Source organism: Prosthecobacter sp. (assembly GCF_049294395.1).
Lineage (GTDB): Bacteria > Verrucomicrobiota > Verrucomicrobiia > Verrucomicrobiales > Verrucomicrobiaceae > Prosthecobacter.
In genome coordinates, this window is the sequence record NZ_JBAQCR010000052.1 from 77,645 (window position 1) to 104,596 (window position 26,952).

Sequence of the window (26,952 nt, forward strand, 5' to 3'; positions counted from 1 at the left end):
ATTAGAGCCCCAGCTCCTCGCGCACCTGGGAGTCGTTGATCAGCTTGTCATAGGCGGCCTTGACGGTGCCCGCCGCCTTCTTGGCCTTGCTGACCAGATCTGTGTAGCGTGCTCCAGAGCGCACCGGATTGAGCAGTGCGCCACGGATCACCTCTCCGTAGGCCACCAGCCCGTCCACATACGGCCACACGCGCGCATCCAGAAGCGGCCGGACCTGCCGCAGTCTGAACAGGCTGTTGCCCAGCTCGTCCCCCTTGAGGCTGGAGACATTGGCGTCCACGTCGTGATCAATGGCAGACACGACGGACTGCGCATTGTTCTGAGCCGCCTCGATGGAGCCACCGATGGAAAGCGCGCGAGGTCCGCGGCCCTGCAGATACAGCAGCAGGTACTTGGCGGAGTAGCAGTTTGGCGCAGCGGTCAGCAGGGCTTGCAGACGCTGTGCCGCATGCGGGGTGCGCAGCAGCGGCACCATCTGGCGCGGATCTTTCATCATCACCGTACGCATGCTGTCAAAGTCCGTGAGGGCACTTTGCAGCGCCGGCGGCCGTTCGGTGCTGGCCAGCAGCAGGGCATCGTCGAAGCTCGTGATGCCAAAGACGGTGATGCCCACCAGCGGTGCCGGACCTTCCAGCACCAGAAGATCCATCACGGACTTTTCGTTCTTCACCGGCACACCCATGAGCTTGCAGGAGCCTTTGGTCGCGCCGCGGATCTTCGCCTGCACACCGCCGATGGGCTGCACGCTGCCGTCTGCGTTCATGTCGCCGGTCACCGCAAAGGCGGGGTCCCATTTCTTGCCGGTGATCGCGGCTTCTAGCAGCAGGGCGCAGGCCACTGCGGCGGAGGGGCCGTCCTTGCCGATGTACTTGTCTTCAAAGCCGATCTCCAGCGAGTGGCCCACCGGCCAGCCGCCGTGGCGCAGCTGGGAGAATTTGCTGACCTCATTGAGCGCCTTGCCCATGCTTTCTCCCACGTCTTGATTGAACTTGAGCGTGGAAGGCGACTCCCCCAGCGAGGGCAGCGCGGTGAGGTTCATGCGCGTGACCTGCCCGGCCTCGCCGCCGGAGGAGAGCTGGGAGATCAGCAGGCCGTTCACCTGATTGATGCGTGATTTGAAGGACACTCCGGCGGCGGAAGGGGTGCCGGTGATCACTGCGTTATTGCCAGCCGGTGCCACACCTTGGGGGGCTGCCGGAGCATTAGTGTTGGCGTTCGCGATAGCGCTGCTCATGTCGATGAGCTTCCAGACCTGCTGCAGCTGCTGGGGCGTGGCGCCTGCGTCTGGTAAAGCCGCGACCTTGAGGTGGCTGCCATCCCATTCGTGAGCCTGGCTGGAGCCGGCCGGGAATGACGCGGCGATCTTTTCAAAACTCACCTTGCCGTTGACGGTCTTGTCCGGCAGCTCCGGATTGCCCTTCTCCCATGCCAGCCTCAGCACCACGGGCGCCACCACAAAGTTCGCGGCGGTTCTTGAAAGCACATCCAGACATTCACATTGGGTGAAGCGGCATTGGCTGGTGGTCAGCAAGACATCCGTTCCGGTAAATTTGGTGCTGTCAAACAGACACTCTACGTAGCGCGTGGAGCGCTGGCTCCCATCGGTAGGATAAGATTCCAGCACACAGGACACAAAGGTACAGCGTTTGGCGGCCATTCCGCATAAAAAAGGCGAGGCCAGCGTGCTGCCAGCCACCACGCACTCTGTCATGTTCAGCTTCGGCGGACCGATCTCTCCGTAAAGATCCTCGGTGGTGAATGCCACACCGTTGCTGCGGCGGAAGTCTCCCTTGTCATTGGACACGTAGCAGTCCTCCAGTGCGCAGCCCGTCAGATTGAAGCTGCCGCGTGAGGTCATTTTGAACGCCACTCTGCGCAAGATGCAGTTGTTCAGATTCACGACCCCGCCGTTGGTGGTGTTCAGCGTCACGTCCTCCAGCACGGTTCCCGCCGGGAAGGTCACCTCCATCTGGGTTGCGCGGGGAGTCGCTAAATAAGGATCGACCTTCACCAGGATGCCGTTTCCGACATAATGGCCAGCGGGCAGCGAGCGCTCCTCCTGCAGGCAGAGGCCCGACTTGGATGCCCGTGCATACCAACCGGGCTCCGCCGCATAAATACCGCCTAGGACGAACGACAAAGCCGGCAGCAGAAAAAAAAGAGCCCGTGTTTTCTTCATAAGGGCCCAGCTAAGGAAATATCTTGGAAATCGTCAACCTGCATTAGGCGTGATCACGTAGAAAAATGTGTTCCTGCGATCAGTCGCCTCTTGTCATCCACGGTCCTCAATTCTAAATCGCCCCATGTCCCTCCAGCAAGACCGCGAAGAACTCCTGCAAATTCTCAAAGCCAAGTCCATCAAGACCGGCAAATTCACCCTCGCCTCCGGCAAGGAGAGCGATCTCTATGTGGACTGCCGTGTGACCACCCTCGACTCCCGTGGCGCGGTGCTCGTGGGCCGTGTGCTGCATGCGCTGCTGCGTGAGGAGGAAGCGAAGCGCGGCCTCAGCATCGGCTCCCTCGGTGGCCTCACCATGGGTGCGGACCCCATCACCCTGGCAGTGGCCATGAGCTCCAGCCTCGCGGGCGATACGCCACCGGTACAGGCCTTCGTGGTGCGCAAGGAACCCAAAGGCCATGGCCGTGGCAAACGCATTGAGGGGAATTTCATCACCACCCAGCCCGTCGTTGTCGTCGATGACGTCATCACCACCGGCGGCTCCACCCTGAAGGCCATCGAAGCCATCGAGGAAGAAGGCGGCAAAGTCGCCTTCGCCTTGATCCTCGTGGATCGCTCCGAAGGCGGCCGCGAAGCCATCGAGGCCAAGGGCTACCCGGTGGCGGCTGCGTTCACGCGTGCGGATCTGGTGTGATGAAATCGCTGCGGGAGTTCCTGCCTGGAAGTACGATGGACACTCTTGTCCGTCGACCAGCGCTTACGATGCACCCTCATTATCCGAGCTATGGACCGTGCACATTGCTGTGTGCCGTCCTGCTTCTCTTTGCCACCTCCTGCCTGCACAGGCGTACGGTGGTGTTTGATCACGACACCCGCACCGGACGAGATACCATCACCTACCGTGGGAAGTCGATGACGCCCGAGGAGTTGTTTGAGCTCGGAGAAAGAGCCGACGATGATCAGATCGACCTCATCATGAAACAAGACGGCACTACGCAGAAGGTGGATTTGAAAAAATGGCACACGGGCATGAGGATGCTCCCGGAGGTGATGCAGTCGATGCCAGGAGACGTGATGGAATGACGGCTTTTCAGTCTTGCGTGCCCAGCGCCTTTTCGCCTAGCTTCGCTGCTTACCAACATCCCAACCTTCCCTGAATCCACGCCAGCCTACATCATCGGAAGCGTACAGGTGACGGACTGGCCCCGCTACTCGGAGTACATGAAGCAGACTCCCGGCATCATCGCGCAATACGGCGGTCGCTTCATTGCGCGGGGTGGTGAGTCCATGACCCTCGAAGGACCGGAAGTGACCGAGCGCGTGGTCATTCTCGAATTCCCCACCTTCGAAGCCGCCAAGCAGTTCTTCCATTCGGAGGAGTATCAATGCGCCAGGACTCTGCGCGAAGGCGCTGCGGTGGCGCAGTTTTATGCGATTGATGGCGTGCAGGTGGCTTAGCTTTTTTCTCCGGCGGAGGTTTTCCACCGATTAGGGCGCACAGTTATGGGCATGTTCATTGTTTGATAAAATTGTGGCATAGAGCGCCAATCATGGCTTTGATTGTTTTGCCGATAGTCAAATACTATGCCTGCAACTGCCATGTCAAACCACGAAGTAGCTCTCTCTTTTGCGGGGGAAGATCGCGCATATGTCGAGATGGTCGCGCGATTTCTCCAGAACCATAAAGTATCGTTCTTTTACGACGATTACAATGCCGTCGATCTTTGGGGTAAAGACCTGTACACTCACCTGAGTATGGTTTACTCGGAAGCACAACGGTACGTGGTCATGTTCATATCGCATCATTATGCCGATAAAGTATGGACAAACCACGAAAGGCGGTCAGCTCAATCACGTGCTCTGATTGAGAAAGGCGAATATATTCTCCCTGTGCGATTTGACGACACTATTGTTGAAGGCTTACTCCCAACAGTCAGTTATCTCGATGCTCGGCGCATTTCTCCGGAAATTTTGGCGAGCAAAATTTTAGAAAAGCTCGGACGACCAATCATTTTGTCCAAGGCGAACGCGGTGCCCGCACCACATAGTCCGGCGTTGTGTGGACATGTGGTATTCGATCACTGCTCCCATGATGGAAGATTTGAGTTGGGACATGGCGATTTGACATTCGAGTCCAGATGGGGTGGAGCTGCCAATCAAAGTATTTACTGCTACAACGATGCACCTTCAATCAGAGGTGTAGCGGAGGTTCCAAAAGAGTTCGAATTTAAAGCGCTTAGTGATGTCTCTACCTTGGATTTCACATCTAGAACTCGCCGCCCCGCAGTGGGACAGTTTGTGGTTCTACAGAACAGTAAAGGTTTTTTTGCTCTATTACGCATCGAGTCCATAGAAGTTATGAGCCGTGGAGATCCTTCGAACGAGCTTCGGTTTCGTTATTGGATTCGGCCCAGTGGCGATTCTGATTTCAGCAATGAAAATGGTTAGAACACCAAGTTTGTGTCTGAAAGTTCAAGCCCCCCCTCCGCCATGCACTACACCGAGTTCAAAGCCGCCATCCAGCAGCACCTGAAACGGAAGCGCCAGGGGGCGACGTGGGTGGAGTTGAGGGAGACGCTCGCCCTGCCTTATGAGCGGCCATGCCCGGAGTGGACGCGCAGGCTGGAGGAGGAGATCGGGCTGGTGCGGCGCAAGGGCACGGGACGTGCACTGGTGTGGGAAGTGCCACTGACACCGAAGCCCCGCGTTTGATTGGCACCCCCGCAGCGGCTTGATCCTCATCCTGCAGGAAACACGCCCGACCCCGCCGCGCGAGCTGGCAGTACCTACCATGATTCAACGCTTTCTGCGATGAAATGCATTTTTTCTCAGCAATCGTCGTTGACATTTGAAAAACGGGCCCAAGTCTGTTTCCATTCCTGATGAAGGGCCGGCGTGAAGAACGCGGCCTGCTGCAGAGATGACAGCGAAGCAGCAGTGAAGAACTCTGGCATCGCAACCCGCGCAAGACGCTGAAGCCGCCGACGGCTTCCGGCCCACCACGCACCAAGACCACCACCGCACGCGGTCTCCGCGCTTCTCCGGCATTTCCATGCCCCGGCGCGCCCGCATGCTACCACGAAACACCACTAAATACCAAACGTTGGAAAACAGACATGCTCAGAAATCATCATCATCATGAACTCCATCACCACCACCACCCCTCTTCCTCCACAGACGTCTTCTACCGCCGCCGCAGCCTCCGGGGAGCTGCTCACGCAGGATCAGCTTGCGCGCAGGCTGGGCATCTCCCGCCGCACCCTGCACACCTGGATCCGCCACAAAACGGTGCCCATGATCAAGGTGCGCGGCTTCTGCCGCTTTGAGTTTCACAAGGTCCTCGCCGCGCTGCAGCAGCATGAGCAGGCCGTCGTCCCCTCCCCTGAGAGCACACGCATCATCAAACGCTGAACCCTTCACCCCTCCCCTCTTCAGATCATGAACTCTGATTCCAATTCCAATCCCAAACCCGGCTCCCTCACAGATGGCACCGCTGAGCTGCAAGCCCGCCCAGCCTTCCGGCCCTCCGCCGACTGGACGAGCTATCTGCGTCCCGTGAACGCTCCCGTCCCCGACTGGTACAAGCCCCAGCCGCCCGCAGACAAACCGAAGCCCCCACCCGCGCCAAGCAGCGGAGAGACTTCCACATCTTCCACGGGAGGCTCTACCCACACAGGACCCACCAGCGGAGAAACCTCCCCAATCTCCCCAATTTCCTCGGGGGGGTATGTGCACGCAGCGGCTGCCAGTGGGGAAACTTCCGCAACTTCAACATCTTCTGCGGGGGGGTGTACGCGGGAGCACCCCATCCCGGAGGATTCCATCCTGGCGGACTACCGCGACTTCGTGCGAAAGGTCTCGGAGCTGCCGGACGGCCTCATCCTGGCACCCATCCTTTCCCTGTGTGGCAGACTGCTGACGCCCGCTGTCACGCTGGACTTTGGCGGCAGCAAGCCGCTGACCATGTACAACTTCATCGCCACGCCCGCCGGGCTGCGCAAGAGCACCACGTTCAAGCCGGCGGAAAAGATCGCCCAGAAGATCCTCATGAGCAGTGATCTGCTGTATGGCAATGCGAGCGACTCCGCGCTGTTTGACAGCTTTGAGCAGCAGCCCCACCGGATGCAGTTTGAGGATGAGGGCAACACCCTGCTGCGCACCTGGGAGACCAGCGCCCACGGCAAGGAGGTGTCTGCCAGGTATTTGAAACTCTACGATGGTGCACCCTGGACCCAGAACTACCTGCGGGAGCGCAAGCTGCACGAAGGCGGCAGCTCAGAGCGCCACATCCCGCAGGCCACGCTGAGCCTCTGCATTGGAGCCACCTATGGGGTGGCACGGCTGGACAATCTGGAGGCGGGCAGCGGGCTGCGCCGCCGCTTCGGCTTCTACCTCGCCAGCCAGCAGGCACGGGAGATCTGGTGGCCGCGCAGCCTGGAAGGTGCCGCACTCGACGAACTGGCAGAGCAGTTTCGCAAGCTGTCCGACCTTCAAGGCGTGGTGGGCGCGAACAGCTTCACCCAGGAGGCACGGGAGTACTGGATCAGCCTGCAGAAGCGCAACCGCGAGCGCTGCAAGCAAATACCAGGATACACCAGCGGAGAGGAGAGCCTGCTCTCCAGCCTCAATGAATCCCCGGCCCGCTGTCTCAAGCTGGCCGTCATCTTCCAGGCCTGCCGGTGGGCCAGGGGCAGCATTGAAAATCCTTACCTCATCACCCAGGATGTGCTCGCCCTCGCCGAAGCGCATCAGGACGCCTGCCTGGACGCCCTCGTGGAGCTGGAGGCCCAGAGCCGGCGTGTCCTGGTGGCGGACACCGGGGAGTGGCTGATGTCTCAAATCAGCGGAGACCACCCCGGCCAGCGCAGCGCGGACTACACCCGCACGGAGCTGACCCGCCGCTTTGCCGCCAATCCAGGCCGCCAGGGTGCCCTCACCGTCTCCCGCCTCTACGGCGAGATCCTCCCCCAGCTCGTGAAGCAAGGCCACTGCCGCATCCGCTCCAAGGTGGGCAGATGCACCACCTACACATTCACCTGGGACTGACGTGCACGTACACCCCCCCGCAGAAGATGTGGAAGTTGCGGAAGTTTCCCCCCGCCCCGCCGGCGGCGGGGGGAAAGTGGGCTGGTGAAAAGAGGCCGGACATCGCGGCCTCTTTTTCCAGCAGCTTTTTTCCAACTCTCGCGGACCTTGGAATGAATGAGCAACCAACCTCTTTTTTGGATGATCCTTGGCATCGCGTGCCTGGTCGGCATCGCCCTTCTTCTTCGCTCCCCCGGGCCTCTTCCACACAACGCTTTCTACAATCCGATCTCCGCTGCGGATGCCATCAACAGCCTGCGCCAGGCGCCTGAAACAGACATGGTGTTTGCCGTGTCCCGGGGGTTTTGGAGCGAAGGCAGCCAGTTTGATTCCGTCTATGCGGCTTATGAAAAGCACTTTGAGAAGAGGCGCGGTGAAATCACCGCCATTCTCGGCGCACCCACCTTTGACGGGCACTGGATGCAGGAGTCCTATCCCCTCTTTGCCATCGGGGAGAGAGTCGCCGTCTGGGGCGGCGGAGACGACACCCTGTACCTGCGCATCCATCACGAGGACAAGGAGGTGGGCATTGAGGTCTCCCTGCTCACGCCACGCTCACCCAACTCGAATCACGAACCCGAGTCGCCGTATGAAGGGCTGAGAAAGTACGCTTCGAGATAACTATAGAACATGAGCTGCGGGAAAGAGGCCAGCCAGCATGCGTCAGGCATTGGGCATGATTGTGCTGGCAGAAACTCCCTGCATCCCTGACTCTCCCACCGGCTCTTGCGGTCGTGCCGCCTGAGCTTTGCCATGCCATCCAGCTACACACCTCCCTTCACGCTGACCTCGAAGATGCTGCACTTCGTGGCGGAGATCAGTGCGGAGATGGGTCGGCAGGGGCTGCGCGCGGAGTCGCCGATGGCCCCCGCTTTGCGCAGGGGGAATCGTTTGAGAAGCATCCAGGCCTCCCTCGCCATCGAGAACAACAGCCTGAGCCTGGAGCAGGTCACGGCGGTGATCGCAGGCAGGCGCGTGCTGGGGCCGCCGCAGGAGATCCAGGAGGTGCGCAATGCCTTTGCAGCCTATGAGGCCATGGAGGGCTGGAAGCCCTGGGCGGAGAAGCACTTCCTCGCCGCGCATCAGCTCCTGATGAAGGGGCTGGTAGACTCCGCAGGCCGCTACCGGCGGGGCGGAGTGGGCATCGCTCAAGGAACGCAGATTGTGCACATGGCCCCGCCTGCGGCGCGGGTGCCCGGCTTGATGAAGGATCTGCTCGGCTGGCTCAAACGCACCGATGCCCATCCCCTGATCTCAAGCTGTGTCTTCCACTACGAGCTGGAATTCATCCACCCCTTTGCCGATGGCAATGGCCGCATGGGGCGGCTCTGGCAAACTCTCATCCTGAGCCAGTGGCACCCGCTGCTCGCCTACCTGCCGGTGGAGACGGTGATCCGTGAACGCCAGGCCGAGTATTACCGCGCACTGGCCGCGTCCGACAAGCAGGGGCACTCCACGCTGTTCATCGAATTCCTCCTCTCTGCGCTGCTGCAGGCCCTGCGCGAAGCAGCCGCAACCGACCAAGTCAGCGATCAAGTCACCGACCAAGTCAAAGCCCTGCTCAAGTGCCTGGGAACGAAGCCAGCCAGCGCACTGGAATGCATGAAAAAGCTGGGCCTCTCCCACCGGCCCACGTTCCGCAAGAACTACCTCCAGCCCGCGCTTGATGCCGGGTTGATCGAACGAACTTTGCCAGACAAGCCAAACAGCCGGCTGCAGAAGTACCGGCGCAGAGGGGTTTGAGAGGAAGGTGGTTTGTGTCCAGTGCGCAGGTCTGACAACACCTTGACGCTTTTTGTGGCGAGGTTTCGCCGGGAGGGGAGTTGCCGCACGCTGGCGGCAGACTGGAATCACGCGCTTAGTCAAGTCAGCTGGTCGGTCATCTCGAGTGAAACGGTCAGAAGAATGGCTGGTGTGTATTTCTCTGAGAGCGTGAGCCATTGGCACTCGACAAAAAGGTCTCGCATCCCATGCTCAGGCCTGGCCAGCAGCCCTTCGCAACATCAGCTTTGACTCATTCAATATTCTTGAGCAGATCGTCATGTCGGAAATAAACCGGCCTGATGCGGCCACTGCTCCGCGCATGGAAGTTTATCGTCGCTCCATTTCTGCCGAGGCGCTGAGGCATCGATTGCACGGCTTTTCGGACGAGCCTCATTTTTCAATCCGCTGCCTGCTGGCTTCGCAGGACGAAGGCACGGATCTGACGTCCTTCTTTTCCCTCGACCCCCTCGCCAACCGCACCGAGCGAGCTGTGTTTGAGCTGTTGTTTTCCCGTTATTCAACGCGCACGCGCGATTCCCGCCGCCACGCTGTGTTTACCTTCTCATTGCCCGTGCCTGTCGGAGATGCGCACGTGATCTACTATGCGGCGAATTTTGGATTTCTTGCCGGGCATGATTCGTTATGCAGATTCGAAGGAAGTTTTGAGTCGCCTGCCTCGCTGGAATTTCAACTTCTTAGCCAATCATAACGAGGCTCTAAGCGGCATATCAATCGCAGCCCATGAAGCAGACACTTCGCGCTTTTTCTCTGCCGTTGTTGTGGCGTGGTGATCGGCTCCGGAACTCGGTCAGCCTCTGGTTCATGGCCATGGCTCTTGGAGTTGTAGGATGGTTCACCTTGGGTGGTTGGATGAAGGTGCTGTGCATGGAAGGGGCCGTGATCTCTTTTCTGGTTTTCGGATACTGGTCATCGGCCCGGCTGCAGCGTTGGTTGGGATTGCGCCATTTGGCCGCTCAGGCCTGCCCGGTGTGCGGCGTTCAGATTGGCAAGAAGGCCTCCTCGCTGGCCTTTGCAGCGCACACCCAATCCTGCTCTCAGTTCATCCAGGAAGCCAGGGCCAAGGGTGCCTTTTCCATCGAACCCGGCAGGCCACTGGGTTTTTGCTGCCCTGAATGTTCGAGAGAACTGTTCTACGATTACCTCGGCTCTGATGAGCTGTTTGTGCATGAGGACGACGACGTCCCAGCACCTGCTTCAGAGACCGATGAGAGCAGATGATATTTTGCCGCTTCGAAAGCTGCTGACAAATCTCGTAATCAGCAGATTGTTTGGCATGTATGCCGCCATCGGTGGTGTTTGCGTCTGCTGCTGCCTGAGCCGAGACTTTCGCATACCAACCGAGCTCCATGTCGTGAAACCACCGCCGTTTGTTGCCAGCCTCCGTTTTGAAGCGTCTCTGAAAACTCAGGGTTCTGGAACGATACCTCCGGATGACAGCTTCAGTTTGGAACTGTGCCTTGAGTGGTCCATATGGATCCATGATCCGGAAAAGGTGTTTTATTTTCCGGGTTTTGTCTTCAATCCTGCGGCCTTGCTGTCGGCTTTTACGCCGCAAAGCGCTCCTCTGGTCCTGTTGGATTACAGCGATACGGATCCACTAGATAATGTACATCTCGAGGTCGTTGATCACGACACCCGAACAATTGCCTGGCATCACAATGGATTGAAGGGGCTCGTTCGCACCGGGTTCGCCCCGTATGAAACCAATGCATGGGAGTCACTGCCAAATCCGCTCTACTTTCGCAAGCTGCACAATCAGCACGTGCCCAGGCAGTTTGCGCATGCCGTCTCCCAGCTGGTCCGAGCCTTTCCAGGACGCGTCAAGGGTGCCTATACGCCGGAGATGCAGCAGGCTGTCTCTGCCTTTATCGGCGAGGAACTGCCTCCGCCTCGTTTGCATTCCTGACTCGGCATCCCACGCGGCTTCGACCGATCTCTCGTCGTCGCCTTCACTCACTCACTTCACCTTCACCCGCGCATAGTAGATCGCGGGCTTGCCTTCGTGGCTGGAGTAATAGTTCACGTGAAGTTCGTCGTCGTGCCAGTAGAGGCAGGGGTAGCTGCAGTCGCCGCCGCTGGGGAGTTCGAGGATGGGTGTGAGGTGGCCGCAGTCCCGCGGAAGTTTGAATCAGAACATTTCTTTTGATTCGCGGATGCGCTTTCGCCAGTAATACGGGCGGCGCTTGGCGTGCGCGACGGCGAGGATGACCACGCGATCCTGCCAGATTATGAACGGCAGATAATATTCGCCGAACTGCGGTGCCAGATTGGCCCGGCGTACGAGTCCTTTGCGTCTGCTGAAATGCAGAGGGTGTTGCGTCATTTGGGTCTTGTAGGACTCAAAGCTATTCACGAAGGCATCGGCCAGGTCCGGGTCAATCGCCGCGTAGTAATCGGTGACTTCATCCAATTCCCGCTCGGCGGCGGGATGCATGGCCGGCGGCTTCATGCCGCTGACGTAAGATCGGCCCGACGAGCCGCAAGCTTGGAGCGGATGCGCGCAATGGCTTCGTCAGCGGAGACGAGTTCCACCTTGCCCTCCTCGATCTCCTTCACACGAGCATCAATTTCTGTATCCCAAGCTGCATCGACCGATTCTTCATCGTCATTCTCGGCCACCGGCTGCTCAAACTCCTGGGCCAGATCGCGCCACAAATCAAAACGCTCGGCAGGCCGGAGCGTTTTGATCTCCTGCTTGATGTGATCCAGCGTTTGGCTCATGGCCGAAAAGTAATGTTTTCGAGTGCGGTTGTCGAGAGGGGATCTGAGCCGGGCCGTCGTCATTTCCCCTCCTACTTCACCTTCACCCGCGCATAATAGATCGCGGGCTTGCCTTCGTGGCTGGAGTAATAGGTCACGTGCAGGAGGTCGTCGTGCCAGTAGAGGCCGGGGTAGCTGCAGTCGCCGCCGCTGGGGAGTTCCAGGATGGGGGTGAGGCTGGTGGGGGTCATGGCGAAGAGGACCATGTGGGCGCCGGGGGTTTTGCCGAAACCACGGGAGCCGGCGATGAGCTTGCCGTCGGGCAGTTCGATGAAGTTCGGGCCGCCGAGGGGCAGGCCGGTGGCGGCGTAGGTCCAGTCGCGGTACGGGGCCTGAGCTTTGCCGATCACGCCTTTGCGGTCGCCGCCCTGACGGGCGATGAGGGCGAGGGCGGTGCCGTCTTTGAGGAAGCGCAGCGTGGTTTCTCCGGGCTGGCCGGGCACGTTCATGAGGGAGGAGAGCTGCCACACGCTGCCGTCCGTGCTAGCGTAGGTTTTGAGCGACCACTCCTTCTCAGGCGCAGGGCCGCCGGTGTTGGGATGGATGTTGAAGCTGACGCCGTAGAAGCGTTTGTCCGCCGGATTGATGGTGGCACGCCAGAGCCAGTCGCCTTTGGACAGGAGCTTCTGCAGCGGGGTCCAGACCTTGCCGTCCATGGAGGTGGCATAGCGTGTCTGGCGGCCCAGGGTGGCGGAGTCGCCGCCGCAGAGGAGGTAGAGGCGTTTTTCATCGGGCGTGACGATGAGCTTCGGATCGCGCAGATCCACGCCGGGCTCGTTGAGGGTGACGTTGTCCACCCAGACCTTGCCATTGGAGGAGATGAGGGTGTGGATGACGCCCTCGCCTTTGGTGGGGGAGTCGGCCTCCCGGAAGCAGCAGTAGAAGAGGTTCTGAAAGCGAGTGAGGTCGGTGGCGCCGTTGTGCGGGGCTTTGTCCGAGATTTTTTCCACGGAGACCAGCTCCGCCGTGGGGGCCTGCGCATGCAGCAGGCTGGCGCTGGCAAGGGACAGAAGGGTGGCGGCAGGAAGGGAAAGCAGGCGTGAGATCATGGCGAAGGAAACGTCAACGTTAAACGTACGCAGCCGGGTCTGTCTTATTGCTTGGTCATCTCTGCCTGCATGATCTCCATGATCTTCGGCTGCAAAACTTTCATCTTCTCCTGGGTCACCTTCATCAGGTCGGCAGTCACCTTGAGCTGCTTGCTGAGAAGCAGCTGGCCGGCGGGCGATTCCATCAGCGCAGTGACGTCCTTCGCCTCCTGCTCGGTGAAATTTTTGCCATAGATCGCCACGACATCGGGCTTGAGTTTTTCCCAGCCCATCAGCTCAAGGATGGCGGTCTTCACCTTCTCGATGGCTGCGGCGAACTTCTGCTGCATCTCCGGGGGCATGGCTTTGATTTGATCCGAGGTGACGCCCATGCCGGCTTCAAATCCCAGGATGAGGTTGCTCTCGAACTGTTTTTGCACCTGAAGGGCGACCACCAGTTTTTCGATGGAGGCCTGGTGGGAGGGGGTCAAGTCAGCACGTGCAGTGGTGAGACAGAGAGCGAAGGTGGCGAGGATCAGGATATTTTTCATGGGTAGTAGGAGTGTTTAACCGATCCCTTGAAAAACAGGAAGGGCAAAAATACAGCGCGTTTGTAATTCAACGTTTCTTTGGCCGCGTGGCACTGGAACGATCTCCAGCGCTTCATTCCAGGGTAAGATCAAAGCGCCAGTCCATTTCCGGAAGCCAGCGCTTTTGATCTGCCTCCTGGGCCATAGGCACGGAGGGATTGCGGTTTACCAGGGCCTTGTAGAAACGATCGGCGGATTTGTTGTCCCGATTTTTCAGCCAGTTGCCGGCGGTGGCGAGCACGAGGGCGGTTTCTTCTTGGTCATCCGGCATGAGGCGCGCCGCACGCCAGGCGAGATCAGCCGCGACGTAGCGGTAGTGAAAGCGCTGCTCGAAAGGCGGGCTGTAGTGGCGCAGGCTCCAGAGCTCGTCCGCCGTGGCGGGGAGCATGGGTGTGAATTTCAGCGCCTCCTCGGGTGTCTGCGGTGCATCCTCCCACCTGGAGCGCCACAGGGGCGACTTCCGCCGCTCGTGGAAAGAGTCCAGATGGAACAAACCTCCGCACAGCGTGAAGTCCGGAGCATCCTCATAGCCAAACAATTCCATGCCGAGTCTGCGCTCGATCTGTGCCGCCGTCCACAGCGCGCGTCCGCGCTCTGCGGCAGTCAGGCGTGCGTCTTTGGAGCGGCGTCGTTCGGCATCGAAGCGCAGCAGCGCGCGTTCGAGATCCGCCGGCAGCAGCTTGCAGGCTTCTTTGATCAAGCCTTCGCGGGCCAGCCGGCGTGCCACGAGATAGGTGAAGCGGTCCATCCCATCTGGCTCCATCCACCCACCGTACTTCGTTTCCAGAAAGCCAATGCTCAGCGGCCCTGTCCGAGGCTCAGCATCCGGCACACTCATTTTTTTCAGCGGCTTGATCTTGCCACGGTGTGAGAGCGCGAGCAGCTCCTCCACGGACAGCAGCCGCTCGGCGATGTAGGCGGCATCACTCCAGTAATCGGTGCGCAGAAAAGTTTGCAGGGCGCCGGCAAAGTCATTGCGGGCCACCTGCGCCACACCGCAATCCGCGAGAAGCTTGTGCGTGCGAACGGCGGCGTAATTCGCGCTGCTGAGGGGGTACCATTCGTTTTGCTGTTCGCGTTCCCAAGATCTGCGCGCAGCGGGTTCAGGCGTGGGCAGCTTGGTGGCCATGCGTGTGAGAGCCTTCTGGGCCTCCTGGCGGTTTCCTCGCAGCGCGGCCAGCTTGCCACGCAGGGCCAGGGCGTTCACATCCTCGGCAGGCGCCAGTGCCAGCCAGCGGCGGGCCTCGTCAAAGCGGGCGGCATTGTAAGTGATCCAGGCCAGCAGCACGGCCTCCTGCTGGTCGGTGACTCCTGCTTTTTCAAAAGACGCCAGCCACTGCTGCAGATTGTCGTCGATCAAAGGCTTCTGTGGCTGGCCCGTCGACCAGCCGCCGAGAGACTCCATGCTTTCGATGAGCTGGAGCATTTGCACACGCCGGAGAAAGGGGGCCGCCAGGACTTCGCGCGCAAAGTCCTCGCTCCAGTCCACGAGCAGGCGCCGGTCATGCCGCAGGCGGTCTTCCGCATGGCTGAGGCCCAGCGGAGCGCGCAGCATGGCGGCACGCTTCCACTCGGCGGCTTTCACCTCGGAAGCTTCCGCATAGTCGCTGCCCTGCCTGCCGAGAATGTAGGCGGCCTCGATGCCCAGATGCAGGCAGTCTTTGAATCCCGCGCGCGCCAGCCTGCGCGTCTCGGCCAGCCAGCGGCCCTGCTCATCATGCGGCGTGGTGCGGAAGAGCATCCATGCGGCCCAGGTGCTGCGGTTGGCGCGCTTTTCTGCCGGCAGCGCGAGCAGTTGCAGCCAGAATTCGCGCGCTGTTTTGAAGGGGTCATCCACGGTCAGGTCCTTCGCATCCAGACGCGCCGCCGCACCTTGCAGATAGAGCCGCATGTCCTCCGGCAGAGGAGCGATGATCTTGGCAAGATCTTGTTTCACCTTGGACCATGGCGGTCGTGCCATGTCATCTTTGGGACGCATGCTGTGCTCCGAGCGGTCGCCGTCATGCAGCATCGCGCGCCGCAGTTCCCGGTAGCTTCCGAACCAGGCCTCATCCATGGGCTGTCCTGCCATGATCTGCTTCAGCTCCTCCATTTCGAGATCGAGGGTGAAGGCGGGTGTGCCCGGCGGATTCATCACGCGGACATCAGGCGGCAGCGCCGTCTGCTTCATTTCACTTTGGAAATGAAACAAGGGCGGCCGCAGGATGCCGCGTGGCTGATCGAGGGCGTTTTCAGGAAAAAAGGGGCCGCAGGCAAGGACGGCGACGGTGCCGAGCAGCGTCGAAGCGCAAAGCCAGCCATGGCCCGAAGTGGGGCGCAGAGTCATGGCGGCATTTTTAGTCCGTTAATGAAAAACGCTAAGGACTTTTTCAAGGAATTAGGCGGGCCGCCATTTTCACCTCCGGCCCCTCCGGCAGGCGCAGCCACCCGGCCACGATCTGCTGCCCTCGCTGCACGCGGCCAAAGCGTGCCGGTTGCTCCAGCCTCAGCGTCAGGCTCCCGGCTGCCTGCTTCGTGACCTTGTAGCCACGCAGGCCGTCGCAGCCCTCGGCCTCGCCACCCTGCCATGAGACCAGCACCTCACGCGGCAGATCATCCGGCGCCTCGCCCTTTTGTTGCAGGATGATTTCACAGTGGCCTTCTTTGTCGGGACGGACCGCCGCCACCCAGCCACGCTTGAGGGTTTCGCCAGCCGCCACTTTGTCCAGCAGTCCTGCGGACCAGTTCAGGCGGTCACCACGGACTGGCAGACGATACCAGATGATGGCCTGCATGAGCGGGGAGGCATGGGCGCGCCAGTCCGCCACGAGCGCCGACAAAGCGTACGCATCTGAATCGAGCACCGCATAGCTTCGTGCGCTGAGCGCAATGCCGGCGGGCATGTCTTCGCCGTGCACTTCGCGCACGCGGCCATCGTCCGCAAATTCCACCACGCATGAGTAAGTCGGCAGCGCGACGCGGAACGGCACGCCGATCTCCACCGCGCGCGCCACTGCTGCCTGCGTTTCATGCATATCCATGAGGCCCGTCAGGCCACCGTTTTTCGGCAGGTGCAGAGAGTGCACCTGAAGGATATAACCGGGAGAGAGGCGCAGCAGATTCTTCGCCGAGTCGTGCCGCAGCCATGCAGGCAGAGCGGTGATGCAGAGGGGAACGTCCATGTGCAAAGCGCCCAGCAGCCGCGTGTAGTCCGCCAGCCGTGATTCCGCGCAGTCATAGTCGAGCTGAAGTTCGGCCACGTTCACGCCACCGGCTTTGAAGCGCGAGACGGTGTCTGTGCACAGCCGACGCATCTCCTGGATCAGCGCCTCGTTCCAGCCGTTTTTCCCCACGGAAGCATGCACCCGCAGCACCGCGCTGATCGGCCTGCCTGCATCTCCCAGCGCCCGCCAGTCAGGAGTGATGACCGTGATCTCGGGCTTGTCATTTTTGAAGCTGAACTCGGCGGCGAGCACATGCAGGGCCTCGAACTTGGAAGCACGCACCGCCGCTGACACCTCCGGCGTCCAGGCCCGCTGCCACACGTAGGCCTGTGCCGGCAGGGGTGTCTGCCTCACCTCACGGCCGCAAGCTGCGAGCAGCAGCAGAGTGAGGAGCAGGAGGCGGCGGCGCATGCGTTATTTTATACTCAGCCGCGCGGGAACTCTCATCGTTTCTTCGGCCGCGTGGCAAAGAACAGCGCGATGCCGAGGCAGGCGACGAGGAAGATGCCGAAGGTCACCACGGTGAGCACGAGGTCGCGGGTGTCCTTGTTGGGGATGAAGCCGAGCTTGTGGAAGTTCGTGAACACGGTGGCTTCAAACTGGCGCTGCTTGTCGGTGTGGCGCGTGACGCTGCCGGTGGTGGTGGAGACATAGACGCGGGTGTCCAGCGCATCGCCGGCATCAAAGCGGTACACGGGCAGGATGCGGAAGATGTTGATGTACTCGCTGTTGAAGGCGGTGAGGAAGTCCGTCTTTTTCACCTCGGCTCCGGCGAGGAATTTCGTCGCGATCTCCGCAGCGTAGGCTTCATCCATGGCGGGGTCCACCTTGCCATCCACGGCACTGACGTACTGTGGTGCCCGTGAGGTGGTGGTGTAAATCTGGTACCAAGGCTGGCCGCCGATGCCGCGCAGATTCACTGCCTGCACCTCGGGTTTTTCTTCGGCCAGTTTGGCCACGGCTTCAGCCACGCTGACTTTGATCGCGTTCACATCCATGCCGCCGCCGGAGGGTTTCGCCTGCGGAGGTGCGGCCTGGGTGCGCGTCATGACGTTGTGCAGGACGCCGCTGCCGGAGGCCATGAGCACGGAGACACTGAAGAGCAGGCCGAGCCAGCGGTGGAGTTTGCGGATGAGGCGGGAGTTCATGAGGTGTAGGGAGGGGTGTGAACGGTGGGTGTTGCGGGATGAAATGTCGCGTGAGCGTCCTGGAGTGCTCCAGTCCTCTGGAGCTTTTCGCAGGCTATAGAACGTTCGAAAGCGCCGGAGGACCGGCGCACTCCAAAACGCTCACGCGCGGTTGGTAAACGTGCTTCGTCATTCACACGCTCACCACTTCCACTCGATGCCGCCGTAGAAGCTGCGGCCGTCGCCGGGGAGGAAGACGGCGGTGCTGCCTGCTGCGGTGGCGTTCTTCACCACGTTGACGGTGGGGCTGTAGATTTCGTCGGTGAGGTTGCGCGCCTCCACATAGAAGGACAGGCCCTTCTTGGTGCGGTAGCCGAACTTCAGGCCCAGCAGGGCATACGGGTCTGCAAAGGTGGTGCGTGCCAGGTCGGCGGCAAAGCGGAAGGGAGACCACTCCAGCGTGGGGCCGGCGTAAAAGCCGCTGGGATGCTCATAGAGAAGCTGCGCGCGGTAATACACGGGCGAGTAGCCCGGCAGCAGGCGGCTGCCATAGGCGGCGTCCTTGTTGAAGCTGAAGTTGTTCCAGAGGAAGTTTTGGTTCAGCACCAGGCGGTCGGATGAAACCGCGAGGCCGCGCAGCACGTCCACGTTCAGGCCAAACTCGATGCCCTGGTGGATGGTCTTGCCGGCATTGACGGTGGTCGTGGGGGCGAGGATGGGGGAGCCGAGGCCGAGGAGCTCGCGCTCCACCCACGCATAATAGTAGCTGAAGTCCCAGGACACACGGTCGCGCTGGCCGCGTGTGCCGATTTCCAAGGTGGTGGCGGTCTGCGGCTTCAACTGCAGCAGGCCCGTGCCGGCGGGTGTGGCCTCGCCCAGAGTGGGCGGTTCAAAGCTGCGGCTCGCGTTGAAATAGATCTGTGTCTTGGGGTCCACCTCGTAGAGCAGACCGAGTTTGGGACTGAAGCCCCAGGCTTCGAGGCGGTCGCTGTTGTTAAATGTGTTTCCCGGAAAGTACTGCAGTTCATCCAGCTCACGCGAGGCGTAGGCCACCTGGGCTCCGGCAAACGCGGAGAGCTTCTCGGTGAGCTGCAGCTTGTCCTGGAAGTAGAAGTTGAAGTTCGTGGCCTGCAGCCGGTAGGCGGCCACCTGGGCTCCGCGTGTGCCATTGATGTTGGTGAAGCGGTTGTCATTCGTCCCGCCATACATGAAGCCCGTGCCCACGGTCAGGGTGTTTTCAAGCCCCAGCAGTTTGCCCTTGTGCTCGTAGCGCAGGTCAAAGCCGAGGTCATTGCTGAGCTGGTCAATGACTTGGAAGATCGGATGATTCAGATCCTTCCAAGACCAGAAGGTGGACAGCGTCAGGGTGTTGTCTCCGTCACTGTAGGTCAGCTTGTCCGCCAGGCGGAAGAGCCGGTAGTTGCGCTCCTGATAGCCTGCGCCGCCCGGCACGGTGGGGAGGAAGGAACCCGGTGCGGCCTGCTGCGGATTGGCCTGCATCTGCGCCTTGGTCAGGTTTCCGGGGAGCTGCGAGTTGCTGTCCACATAGGTGATGTAGAGGCGGTTCTCCAGGTTCGGGCTGATCTTGGTGCCGACGTTCGCAAAAGCGCGGAAGCTCTCCTGCTTGCTCCAGTCGCGGAATCCGTCCGTGTGGGAGGCGGTGATGCTCACGTACACATCCGTCTTGCCGCTCACAAAACCGGAGGAGATCTGCGCGCGGTAGGTGTTGAAGCTGCCGACCTCCACGCGTGCCTGGCTGGCAGGCGCGGTGTAGCCCGTGTTGGAGATGAAGTTGATCGCACCCCCGAGCGTGGCGGAGCCGTACTGCAGCGCGTTCGCACCACGGAAGACTTCGATGTAGTTCGCCGTCAGCGGCTCGATGGCCTGCATGTCAAAGCCGCCGTCCGCCAGATTCAGCGGCATGCCGTCCTGCATCAACCAGATGCCGCGACCATGGAAGGTGCGCTGCAGGCCGGAGCCACGGATGGAAAGGCGCGACTCCTCCGCGCCGAAGCGTGATTGAATCAGCACGCCGGGCGCGAAGTCCAGCGCGTCCTTCAGCGTGGAGGCACGGCCGCGTTTGTAAAAGTCCGCGTCCACCACACCGGCGCCGCCGGGCGTGGAGGCAGCGATCTGCTCCTTGCGGAGTTCCAGGCTTGGGACCGTGAGTGAAGGCGAATCTTTCTTCGCCGTGATGATGACTTCGTTGAGTTCCGTTATCGGGGGGAGTGTCGGGGTGGCGGGCTGTGCGAGCGCAGCGCCGGTCAGAGAGAGAGAAAAGAGAATAGAAAAGGGTTTCATAAATGAAGCGGGAGACAGGCAGCCGCAGAGATGGCGGCATGCGCAGGAGTGTGGGCCGGACTTCCGAGTCCGGCGTGTGGCGGAGAGACGCGGTTTTGGAAAACCGCTCTGCTTGTTCAGACCTGCCCGCGTCGTGGCGGTGGTGGCTCCGGCATCCCTTTTCGACTGATCAGCACTTCGCACAGCGGTGCGAATGAAAGGATCTCTTCGGCGGGAGGAATCAGCACCGTGGGGCTCACCAGCACGGCATGCAGCCCCTTCGTGGCATCATCTTCCTGCGTGCTGGAGCTGGAGTTGTTGGAGTCCTGAGTCCCCTTCTTCACCTTCTTGCACAGCTCGCAGGCATGCTGCCCGTCAAAGGTCTTCTCCACCGCTTCGATCACCGATCCTTCACGCGCGAAGCTGATGAACATCCCCGTCCAGGCGATGCCTTGCAGCAGCGCCCATTGCAGACCCAGCGCCAGGCACAGCAGCAGCACCGTCCCGCGCTGCGCGTGGCGCAGCCAGGGGCGTGGAGGTGCAGATGCGGCGGGAAACATGCGGGGCGATTATGGAAGCGGGAGTATCCGTGTCAAGACAAGCACGGGCCTACTTTCCCTGCGCGCCCACCACTGCGGCAAATTGCCGCAGTCCCAGAGAGGAGCGGATGGCTGCGGCATTTCGCCACATTTTAAGCAGGCCTTTGGCGGCGATGAGTGGGCATGGACTTTCCTTCGTTTTACATGGACCACCTCGCGGGTGGCCGGCTCATCATCGGCCTCATCGCCAGCCTGCATGTGCTCATCAATCATCCGCTGGCGGTGGGTGCGTACCCGCTGCTGACGTGGATGGAGTGGTGGGCGCACAAGAACAACCGGCCGGACATTGATCAGCTGGCCTACAAGATCACGTTCATCGTCTTCATCGTCACCACCACGGTCGGGGCCATGACGGGGGTGGGCATCTGGCTTTCCACCTCGCTCTTTGCACCGTTTGCCATTGGATCGCTGCTGCGTGTGTTCTTCTGGGGCTGGTTCGCGGAGTGGCTGGTGTTCATTTCGGAGGTGGGGCTGATCCTGTGGTGGTTTTTGACGTGGAAGAAGGCGAACACGCCGGAAAAGAAGCGCAAGCACATCCGGATCGGCATGACGCTGAGCCTCATGTCCTGGCTGACGATGGCGCTGATCGTGGCCGTGCTGGGCTTCATGATGAAACCCGGGGAGTGGAATCAAACACGCGCCTTCTGGGATGCGATGACCAATCCGCTCTACGCACCGCAGCTCGGCTTCCGCACCTTCATCGCGCTGATGATGGGGGCGGTTTTTGTGTGGTTTGCCACGTTCTTTTTCACGAAGAACAAACGCGGCTACGAGAAAGGCACGGGGCCACGGCAACTGCGGAGCTGGGTGGTGTACCGCATGTCTCATGTGGTGCTGGTGAGCCTGATGGGTACATATCTGTTCGGCACCTGGTATTGGAGCGCCATCCCGGAAACGATGAAGGCGAACAGCTCGGTGGCGCTGCTCACGCAGGAGTTCATGAGCTGGCACGGGCAGTTTCAAAGCCTGCTCGGCTGGACGATTCTGGTCTTTGCCTTCATCGGCCTCGGCGGTCTGGGCACCAGCTTCCTGATCCCGCGCTGGGCGCTCCTGATTCCCAGCCTCATGGGCATCTGGCTGCTGGGGCATTTTGAACGCGCCCGCGAGTTCATGCGCAAGCCCTGGGTCATCGGCGAATACATGTATTCCAATAGCGTCCACAAAGACGAGCTGGCCTTCCTGCAAAGCGAAGGTCTCCTGAAACACGCGACCTATGCGAAGCACCGCGAGGTCACCGAAGCGAACAAGGTCGAGTGCGGCAAGGACGTCTTCATGCTCGCCTGCTCGCGCTGCCACAGCACCACGGGTCTCAATGGCGTGATCGAAAAATTCACCGCCATGTATGGCGCGGACAAGGACTGGGACAGCGGCGGCATGGCCCTCTTCATCCAAGGCATGCACCAGACCCGCACCTTCATGCCGCCCTTCCCTGGAAACGACAAGGAGGCAGCGGCGCTGGTGGCCTTCATCCAGCAAGTCCGCGCCACCCGTGAGTCCCTGCCCGGTGCGCAGAGCGCGGGCGTGGTGGTCGCTCCGCCCCCCGCACCGCCTGCCATGACCGCCTCCTCCCAACCCTGATTGCATGACCATGATACCTCTTCTAGCCAACACCCCCATCCCCCGCGACCTCCCCCTGCCGCTGCCGTTGCCCGAAGGCGTGCTGATCGTACTGCTCGTCATCTTCTTCCTGGTGCACATCCTGTTTGTGAACCTCATGGTCGGCGGCTCGGTGCTCGTCACATTCTTTGAATGGCTGGGGCGCAAAGACGCGCGCTGGGACCGGCTGGCGGCGGCGATCGGCCGGACGATCACGGTGAACAAAAGCCTGGCGGTGGTCATGGGCATCGGGCCGCTGCTGTGCATCAACCTGGTGTATACCATGCAGTGGTATTCAGCGAACTCGCTCACGGGGCATGCGTGGCTCATGATCGTGCCGCTGGTCATCGTGGCCTTCCTGCTGACCTACCTGCACAAATACAAGTGGGAGTCGTGGTCGCATGGCGGCTGGAAGTGGCTGCATCAGCTCGTGGGCCTGGGCGCGACGCTGCTGCTGCTGTTCGTCCCGCTGATCTTCCTGGCCAATGTGAACCTCATGCTGTTTCCCGGGGAGTGGGAGAAGGTGCGCGGCTTCTTCTCCAGCCTGAGCATTGGCAATGTGCTGCCACGCTACCTGCACTTCATCGCCGCGAGCATGGCGATGACGGGGCTCTTCCTCGCGGGCTGGTTTGGCCGTGAGGGGCATGAGATCGAGAACACCCCGGGCTTCACGCGGCCGGAGCTGCGCCGCATCTTTTACAAAGTGGCTGCCTACGTGACCCTTGCGCAGTTCGTGTTCGGGCCGCTGCTGCTCTTCACGCTGCCGGCGGCGGGCATCACCACGCAGCTCTACATCATCATAGTTTCCGGTGCGCTGGTCGGTGTGCTCACGCTGTGGCTGCTGTTTCGTGAGCTGAAGTCCGGCGATGAACGGATTGGCCGCAGCTACGTGCAGATCTGTGTGCTGTTCAGTTTCGTGGTGCTTGGCATGGGCAGCGGGCGGCATGTGTATCGGCAGGCCGCGCTCGCTCCGCATCAGGCGGAGATCAAAGAGCGCACGGCGCATTACGCCGCTGCGCTGGCCGCCTTCAACCAGCAGCGCGCCGCCGCACCGCCAGTGGAGCAAACGCCGGAGCAGCTCTTCATGAACTGCGCCGCCTGCCACGCGCCGAATGTGAAGCTCGTTGGGCCGCCGCTCACGGAGATCGCGCAAATCTACGCGGGCAATCCTGACGGCATCGTCGCCTGGGCCAAGGCACCCGGCAAAAAACGCCCCGAACTCCCGCAGATGCCGCCCATGATCCATCTGGGTGAAGCAAATCTGCGCAAGATCGCCGAGCTGATGCTGGAGAAAGGCAGGGCGGCGCAGTGAAGCCGGCACAGGTGTGGCAAATCGCCGCAGCGGGTGGACATAAGCCTTCGCGGCGTTCACCTTGAAGGCCTATGCCAGCCAGTGCCACTCATCCCAAACCCTCCATCCCAGGCTGGCGGCGCTGGCTTGGTCTGAGCGAGGTGTGGGTGGGCGTGGAGCTTTCATCCCGTCTGCTGGTGCTGCTGCGCTGGCTGGCGGCCGTCGGGCAGAGTGTGACGCTGCTGGTGGTGGAGCAGCTGGGCGTGGCCGTGCCGTGGTGGCCCTGCGGGATCGCGGTGGGCATCACGCTGGTTTCGAATGCGGTGCTGGCCTGGTGGACGCGGGTGCTGGGCGGCCACCTGAGCGGCGGCTTTTTCCACGTGCTGCTGTGGGATGCCTTCGCACTGACCTTCCTGCTGCACTGGACGGGCGGACTGGTAAATCCGTTCGCGCTGTTCTATCTCGTGCAGCTCACCGTCGCTGCGGTGGCGCTGCGCTCATCTGCGGTGATCAGCCTCGGCGCGCTGATGGCGCTGGGGTGCGGCTGGCTGTGGCGGTACGCGCTTCCCCTGCGGATGCTGGACGGTTCCGCCGTGCCTGAAGCACTGCTGCAACAAGGCCGTGGCGTGGCGATCGTGCTTGTGGGCATTTTCATTCTCGCACTGCTTCTGTCCTTGCGGCGGCGCTCGCATCGCCTGCAAAAGGAGCGCGCACGACTGCGTGCCGAACTGGAGACCCGCGACCGCTTCCTCTCCGTCGCGGCTTTGGCCACGGGCTTTGCGCATGAGCTTGCCACACCGCTGGGCACCATCGCGCTGGCGGCGGAAGAGATGAAAGCGCTGCCGACGCAGGAAGTCGCGGAGATCATCGCCCGCGAAGCCGCGCGCTGTCAGGAAGTGCTGGCGCGTTTGCGTGAGCTGGGACAGGAGGCCGTGGGACAATCGGCTGACGTGTGTGAGGTCACGGATGTCGTGGCGCAGGCTTTGAACGATCTGCCAGCGCAGCAACGCGAGAGGGTGAAACTCACACAGGGAGCTCACGATGCCCGCATCACCTGCGCGGGCCTGCGCGAGGCACTGCTGGTCCTGCTGCGCAATGCGCTGCTGTCCTCTGCGGATTCATTGCCCGTAACGCTGCGGGTGGAAGCTGCGGGCGGCAGCGTGCGCTTCATCGTGCAGGATCACGGTCCGGGCTTCAGCGAGGAGATGCTGCGTCACTGGGGCGAGCCCTTCCGCAGCACGCGCGAGCAAGGCGCAGGCATGGGGCTGGGCTTGTTCTTTGTGCGGCGTCTCGCGGCGGCGCAGCATGGCGGCGTCGAGGTGCGAAATTTGAGCGCTGGTGGCGCGTGTGTGACTCTCATGCTGCCGCTGCAACCTTCCACCCCTCCTTTGAAATGATGCAGGTGCTGTTGATTGAAGACGACGAAAGCTTTCGCACCACGCTGGCGCTGGCGCTGAAAAGGCGTGGCTGTGAGGTGCATCAAGCCGCGAATGCCACCGCTGCCATGAGTGAAGCACGCGCCGCCATGCCGCAGGGCATCGTGCTGGACATGCGTCTTGGCAACAGCCATGGAATGGCGCTCATCCCCGAGCTGCGGCAACTTTTGCCGGAGGTGCGTCTGATCGTTCTGACCGGCTATGGCAGCATCCCAAGCGCTCTGGAGGCCGTGCGCCTGGGGGCGGATGACTACCTGCTCAAACCCGCCAGCGCAGATCAAGTCCTCGCCGCCTTGGAAGGCCACGAGGGCTCCTCCGCACGTCCCGCAGCGGGTGATCTGCCCAGCCTGGCCAGGCTCGAATGGGAGCACATCCAGCGCGTGCTGCATGACTGCGGCGGTAACATCTCGCACGCCGCCGCAGCGCTCGGCATCGACCGCCGCACACTGCAGCGCAAGCTCGGCAAGCAGCCGCCAGGCTGAGGACGCTGGACTTCGGACTCAGGGAGCTTTCACCAGCTTCAGGCTGCGGATGTCATACATCTTCGCATCGTCTCCCAGCGCCTTTACGGCGTCTTCGCGGGTGATCCTCGCGTTGGTCGCGATGATCTCGAGCTTGGGCAGGCCGCCTTTTTCATTGCGCGTGATTTTGACGCTTTGCACGTCGGGGAGTTTCTTCATCGCGGCTTCGACCTTGTTCGTGCAGTGGATGCACATGATGCCCGCGACTTCGCCCTGATAGACGAATGTCACCGGATCTCCGGCGGTGCATGAGGCGATGGTGATGAGACTGAGGAGGAGTGTGAGGAGGTGTTTCATAGATTTGGAGATGTGGGGTGCGTTGATTATTCAGCGGGGTTGTCGAGCAGGCGCTGCACGTCACGACCGAGCTTTTCAGTCATGAGCGTGGCGATCTCGGCTTGAGGGTGGAAGACGGCGTAGTAGCCGCGCACGCGGCCCTGGCGGTCGATGAGGACCATGCGCAGGTCATGCTCGTAGAGGTCCAGCGGGTTGATGCGCTTTTCCTCCGGGATGGCGGCGGGAGCCTGCAGCTGCAGCTCATGGGTCATGTAGTCCCAGATGCGCTGCTGCTCACCCGTCACGAACCACCAGGGATCTTCGGGCCTCGCGCCCACGCCTTCAGCGTAGGCCTTGAGGAAGCCGGAAGTGTCGCGCTCCGGTGCCACGGCGAGAGAGACCAGATGGAAATCCGGCCGCGTGCGGTAGGCGGCATTGAGCTTCTGCATCTGCGCCACCACCGCCGCGCATCCATGCGGACACACGGTGTACAGACAGGCCATGACGGTGACTTTCCCGCGCAGGGCGGAAAGCTTCACCGTCTGTCCGCTGCGCTCGGTGGCTTCCAGATCACCTTTGATTTGGGTGACCACTGGCAGGGGTGCCTGCGGGAGCGCCTGCCGGGCATAATGCCCCAGCACCACCACACCCGCGATGGCCATGCCGATGCCCAGCACCATGCGCACCCAGGAGCCGGTGCTGACGCGAAGGTCAGCACCGGCGGAGGTGTAGCGAATGCCCGGAGGCGATGCCTCAAGAGGTGAATCCGGCATCGTGTTATTCGGTGGGGATTTTGAGGATTTCGGCCTCCGTCCACATCGCACTGCGCGCCTTCTCCGTCTCACGGATCGCGGCGACCTCTGCGGGCGTGACGGCCCCCGCCTTGTTGCCAAAGTTGCTGCGCACATAGGTCAGCACACCTGCGATCTGCTCATCATTGAGCGCACCACCTTGCGGCGGCATCAGCGGTGCAGGCGAGGTGAATGGCTGGCCGTTGAGGGTGAACGGACCGGTGAAACCGTGAAGCACCATGCGGATCATGCGGTCGGGTTTTTTCACGTTGACCCAGTCAGAGCCCGCGAGCGGCGGAAACATGGGCGGCAACCCCTGCCCCGTGGGCTGGTGGCAGGCGATGCACACGGTGGAGTAGATGCGCTGGCCGGTGGCCAGCAGATCTGTTCCGCCGGCTGCAGCAG

The 26,952-nt window shown here is 61.3% G+C and carries 29 protein-coding genes; 16 read left to right on the top strand and 13 right to left on the bottom strand.

The window, feature by feature from the left end; translation table 11 throughout:
* Position 1: 1 nt before the first annotated feature.
* On the bottom strand, positions 2-2,179 hold the full coding sequence (locus WAW39_RS03635; protein ID WP_422315873.1) for a S16 family serine protease: 2,178 nt from the start codon (positions 2,177-2,179) through the stop codon (positions 2-4).
* A gap of 124 nt (positions 2,180-2,303) precedes the next feature.
* Here WAW39_RS03635 and pyrE point away from each other — a divergent pair, with 124 nt between their 5' ends.
* The 12 genes from pyrE (at position 2,304) to WAW39_RS03695 (ending at position 10,955) form a co-directional block, all read left to right on the top strand.
* Positions 2,304-2,873, top strand: coding sequence for an orotate phosphoribosyltransferase (pyrE, locus tag WAW39_RS03640; protein ID WP_422315875.1), 570 nt, complete (start codon positions 2,304-2,306; stop codon positions 2,871-2,873).
* 68 nt (positions 2,874-2,941) lie between these two features.
* Positions 2,942-3,262, top strand: a complete 321-nt coding sequence (locus WAW39_RS03645) for a hypothetical protein (RefSeq protein ID WP_422315877.1) — start codon at positions 2,942-2,944, stop codon at positions 3,260-3,262.
* Between the two features lie 93 nt (positions 3,263-3,355).
* A complete protein-coding gene (locus WAW39_RS03650) occupies positions 3,356-3,637 on the top strand; it encodes a DUF1330 domain-containing protein (protein WP_422315928.1) in 282 nt (93 codons plus the stop codon).
* Positions 3,638-3,778: 141 nt separating this feature from the next.
* Positions 3,779-4,627, top strand: a complete 849-nt coding sequence (locus WAW39_RS03655; protein WP_422315879.1) for a TIR domain-containing protein — start codon at positions 3,779-3,781, stop codon at positions 4,625-4,627.
* 42 nt (positions 4,628-4,669) lie between these two features.
* Complete coding sequence (locus WAW39_RS03660) at positions 4,670-4,891, top strand: hypothetical protein (protein WP_422315881.1); 222 nt, start codon at positions 4,670-4,672, stop codon at positions 4,889-4,891.
* Between the two features lie 426 nt (positions 4,892-5,317).
* A complete protein-coding gene (locus WAW39_RS03665; protein WP_422315883.1) occupies positions 5,318-5,590 on the top strand; it encodes a helix-turn-helix domain-containing protein in 273 nt (90 codons plus the stop codon).
* A 27-nt stretch (positions 5,591-5,617) separates the two neighbouring features.
* Positions 5,618-7,225, top strand: coding sequence for a DUF3987 domain-containing protein (locus WAW39_RS03670; RefSeq protein WP_422315885.1), 1,608 nt, complete (start codon positions 5,618-5,620; stop codon positions 7,223-7,225).
* 180 nt (positions 7,226-7,405) lie between these two features.
* On the top strand, positions 7,406-7,885 hold the full coding sequence (locus tag WAW39_RS03675; RefSeq protein WP_422315887.1) for a hypothetical protein: 480 nt from the start codon (positions 7,406-7,408) through the stop codon (positions 7,883-7,885).
* A 132-nt stretch (positions 7,886-8,017) separates the two neighbouring features.
* Positions 8,018-9,007: a Fic family protein gene (locus tag WAW39_RS03680; RefSeq protein ID WP_422315889.1), complete on the top strand. Its 990-nt coding sequence runs from the start codon at positions 8,018-8,020 to the stop codon at positions 9,005-9,007.
* Positions 9,008-9,305: 298 nt separating this feature from the next.
* Positions 9,306-9,737, top strand: coding sequence for a hypothetical protein (locus WAW39_RS03685; protein WP_422315891.1), 432 nt, complete (start codon positions 9,306-9,308; stop codon positions 9,735-9,737).
* A gap of 32 nt (positions 9,738-9,769) precedes the next feature.
* Positions 9,770-10,267 carry a hypothetical protein gene (locus WAW39_RS03690; protein ID WP_422315893.1) on the top strand — a complete coding sequence of 166 codons (498 nt, stop codon included), beginning with the start codon at positions 9,770-9,772 and terminating at the stop codon, positions 10,265-10,267.
* Between the two features lie 55 nt (positions 10,268-10,322).
* Positions 10,323-10,955, top strand: a complete 633-nt coding sequence (locus WAW39_RS03695) for a hypothetical protein (protein ID WP_422315895.1) — start codon at positions 10,323-10,325, stop codon at positions 10,953-10,955.
* Between the two features lie 222 nt (positions 10,956-11,177).
* Here the strand turns inward: WAW39_RS03695 and WAW39_RS03700 are convergent, their stop codons facing one another.
* The 9 genes from WAW39_RS03700 to WAW39_RS03740 form a co-directional block, all read right to left on the bottom strand.
* Positions 11,178-11,498 carry a type II toxin-antitoxin system RelE/ParE family toxin gene (locus tag WAW39_RS03700; protein WP_422315897.1) on the bottom strand — a complete coding sequence of 107 codons (321 nt, stop codon included), beginning with the start codon at positions 11,496-11,498 and terminating at the stop codon, positions 11,178-11,180.
* Complete coding sequence (locus tag WAW39_RS03705; RefSeq protein WP_422315899.1) at positions 11,495-11,770, bottom strand: addiction module protein; 276 nt, start codon at positions 11,768-11,770, stop codon at positions 11,495-11,497. The genes WAW39_RS03700 and WAW39_RS03705 overlap by 4 nt, the downstream gene beginning before the upstream one ends.
* A gap of 71 nt (positions 11,771-11,841) precedes the next feature.
* A complete protein-coding gene (locus tag WAW39_RS03710) occupies positions 11,842-12,858 on the bottom strand; it encodes an exo-alpha-sialidase (RefSeq protein ID WP_422315901.1) in 1,017 nt (338 codons plus the stop codon).
* 44 nt (positions 12,859-12,902) lie between these two features.
* Entirely contained in the window at positions 12,903-13,388 is a 486-nt protein-coding gene (locus WAW39_RS03715; RefSeq protein WP_422315903.1) for a DUF2059 domain-containing protein, read from the bottom strand.
* A 112-nt stretch (positions 13,389-13,500) separates the two neighbouring features.
* The gene (locus WAW39_RS03720; RefSeq protein WP_422315905.1) at positions 13,501-15,753 is read right to left on the bottom strand and encodes a hypothetical protein; all 2,253 of its coding nucleotides are present in this window, start codon (positions 15,751-15,753) and stop codon (positions 13,501-13,503) included.
* 43 nt (positions 15,754-15,796) lie between these two features.
* Entirely contained in the window at positions 15,797-17,041 is a 1,245-nt protein-coding gene (locus WAW39_RS03725) for a DUF3142 domain-containing protein (RefSeq protein ID WP_422315906.1), read from the bottom strand.
* A gap of 32 nt (positions 17,042-17,073) precedes the next feature.
* Entirely contained in the window at positions 17,074-17,778 is a 705-nt protein-coding gene (locus WAW39_RS03730) for a hypothetical protein (protein WP_422315908.1), read from the bottom strand.
* Positions 17,779-17,958: 180 nt separating this feature from the next.
* Positions 17,959-20,058: a TonB-dependent receptor family protein gene (locus WAW39_RS03735; protein ID WP_422315910.1), complete on the bottom strand. Its 2,100-nt coding sequence runs from the start codon at positions 20,056-20,058 to the stop codon at positions 17,959-17,961.
* A gap of 116 nt (positions 20,059-20,174) precedes the next feature.
* Positions 20,175-20,597 (bottom strand): hypothetical protein, encoded by a 423-nt coding sequence (locus WAW39_RS03740; protein WP_422315912.1) that lies wholly within the window; start codon positions 20,595-20,597, stop codon positions 20,175-20,177.
* A 162-nt stretch (positions 20,598-20,759) separates the two neighbouring features.
* Here WAW39_RS03740 and WAW39_RS03745 point away from each other — a divergent pair, with 162 nt between their 5' ends.
* The 4 genes from WAW39_RS03745 to WAW39_RS03760 all read left to right on the top strand — a co-directional run bounded on the left by WAW39_RS03745 (position 20,760) and on the right by WAW39_RS03760 (position 25,441).
* The gene (locus WAW39_RS03745; RefSeq protein ID WP_422315914.1) at positions 20,760-22,214 is read left to right on the top strand and encodes a c-type cytochrome; all 1,455 of its coding nucleotides are present in this window, start codon (positions 20,760-20,762) and stop codon (positions 22,212-22,214) included.
* 10 nt (positions 22,215-22,224) lie between these two features.
* Positions 22,225-23,544: a c-type cytochrome gene (locus WAW39_RS03750; RefSeq protein ID WP_422315916.1), complete on the top strand. Its 1,320-nt coding sequence runs from the start codon at positions 22,225-22,227 to the stop codon at positions 23,542-23,544.
* Between the two features lie 71 nt (positions 23,545-23,615).
* On the top strand, positions 23,616-24,920 hold the full coding sequence (locus WAW39_RS03755; RefSeq protein ID WP_422315918.1) for an ATP-binding protein: 1,305 nt from the start codon (positions 23,616-23,618) through the stop codon (positions 24,918-24,920).
* Complete coding sequence (locus WAW39_RS03760) at positions 24,917-25,441, top strand: response regulator transcription factor (RefSeq protein ID WP_422315920.1); 525 nt, start codon at positions 24,917-24,919, stop codon at positions 25,439-25,441. The genes WAW39_RS03755 and WAW39_RS03760 overlap by 4 nt, the downstream gene beginning before the upstream one ends.
* Positions 25,442-25,459: 18 nt before the next feature.
* Here WAW39_RS03760 and WAW39_RS03765 read toward each other — a convergent pair whose 3' ends face one another.
* From WAW39_RS03765 to WAW39_RS03775, 3 genes are all read right to left on the bottom strand, one after another.
* Complete coding sequence (locus WAW39_RS03765) at positions 25,460-25,777, bottom strand: hypothetical protein (RefSeq protein WP_422315922.1); 318 nt, start codon at positions 25,775-25,777, stop codon at positions 25,460-25,462.
* 26 nt (positions 25,778-25,803) lie between these two features.
* A complete protein-coding gene (locus WAW39_RS03770) occupies positions 25,804-26,529 on the bottom strand; it encodes an SCO family protein (RefSeq protein WP_422315924.1) in 726 nt (241 codons plus the stop codon).
* Between the two features lie 4 nt (positions 26,530-26,533).
* Positions 26,534-26,952: c-type cytochrome (locus WAW39_RS03775; protein ID WP_422315926.1), on the bottom strand; the 419-nt coding region annotated here is incomplete at its 5' end.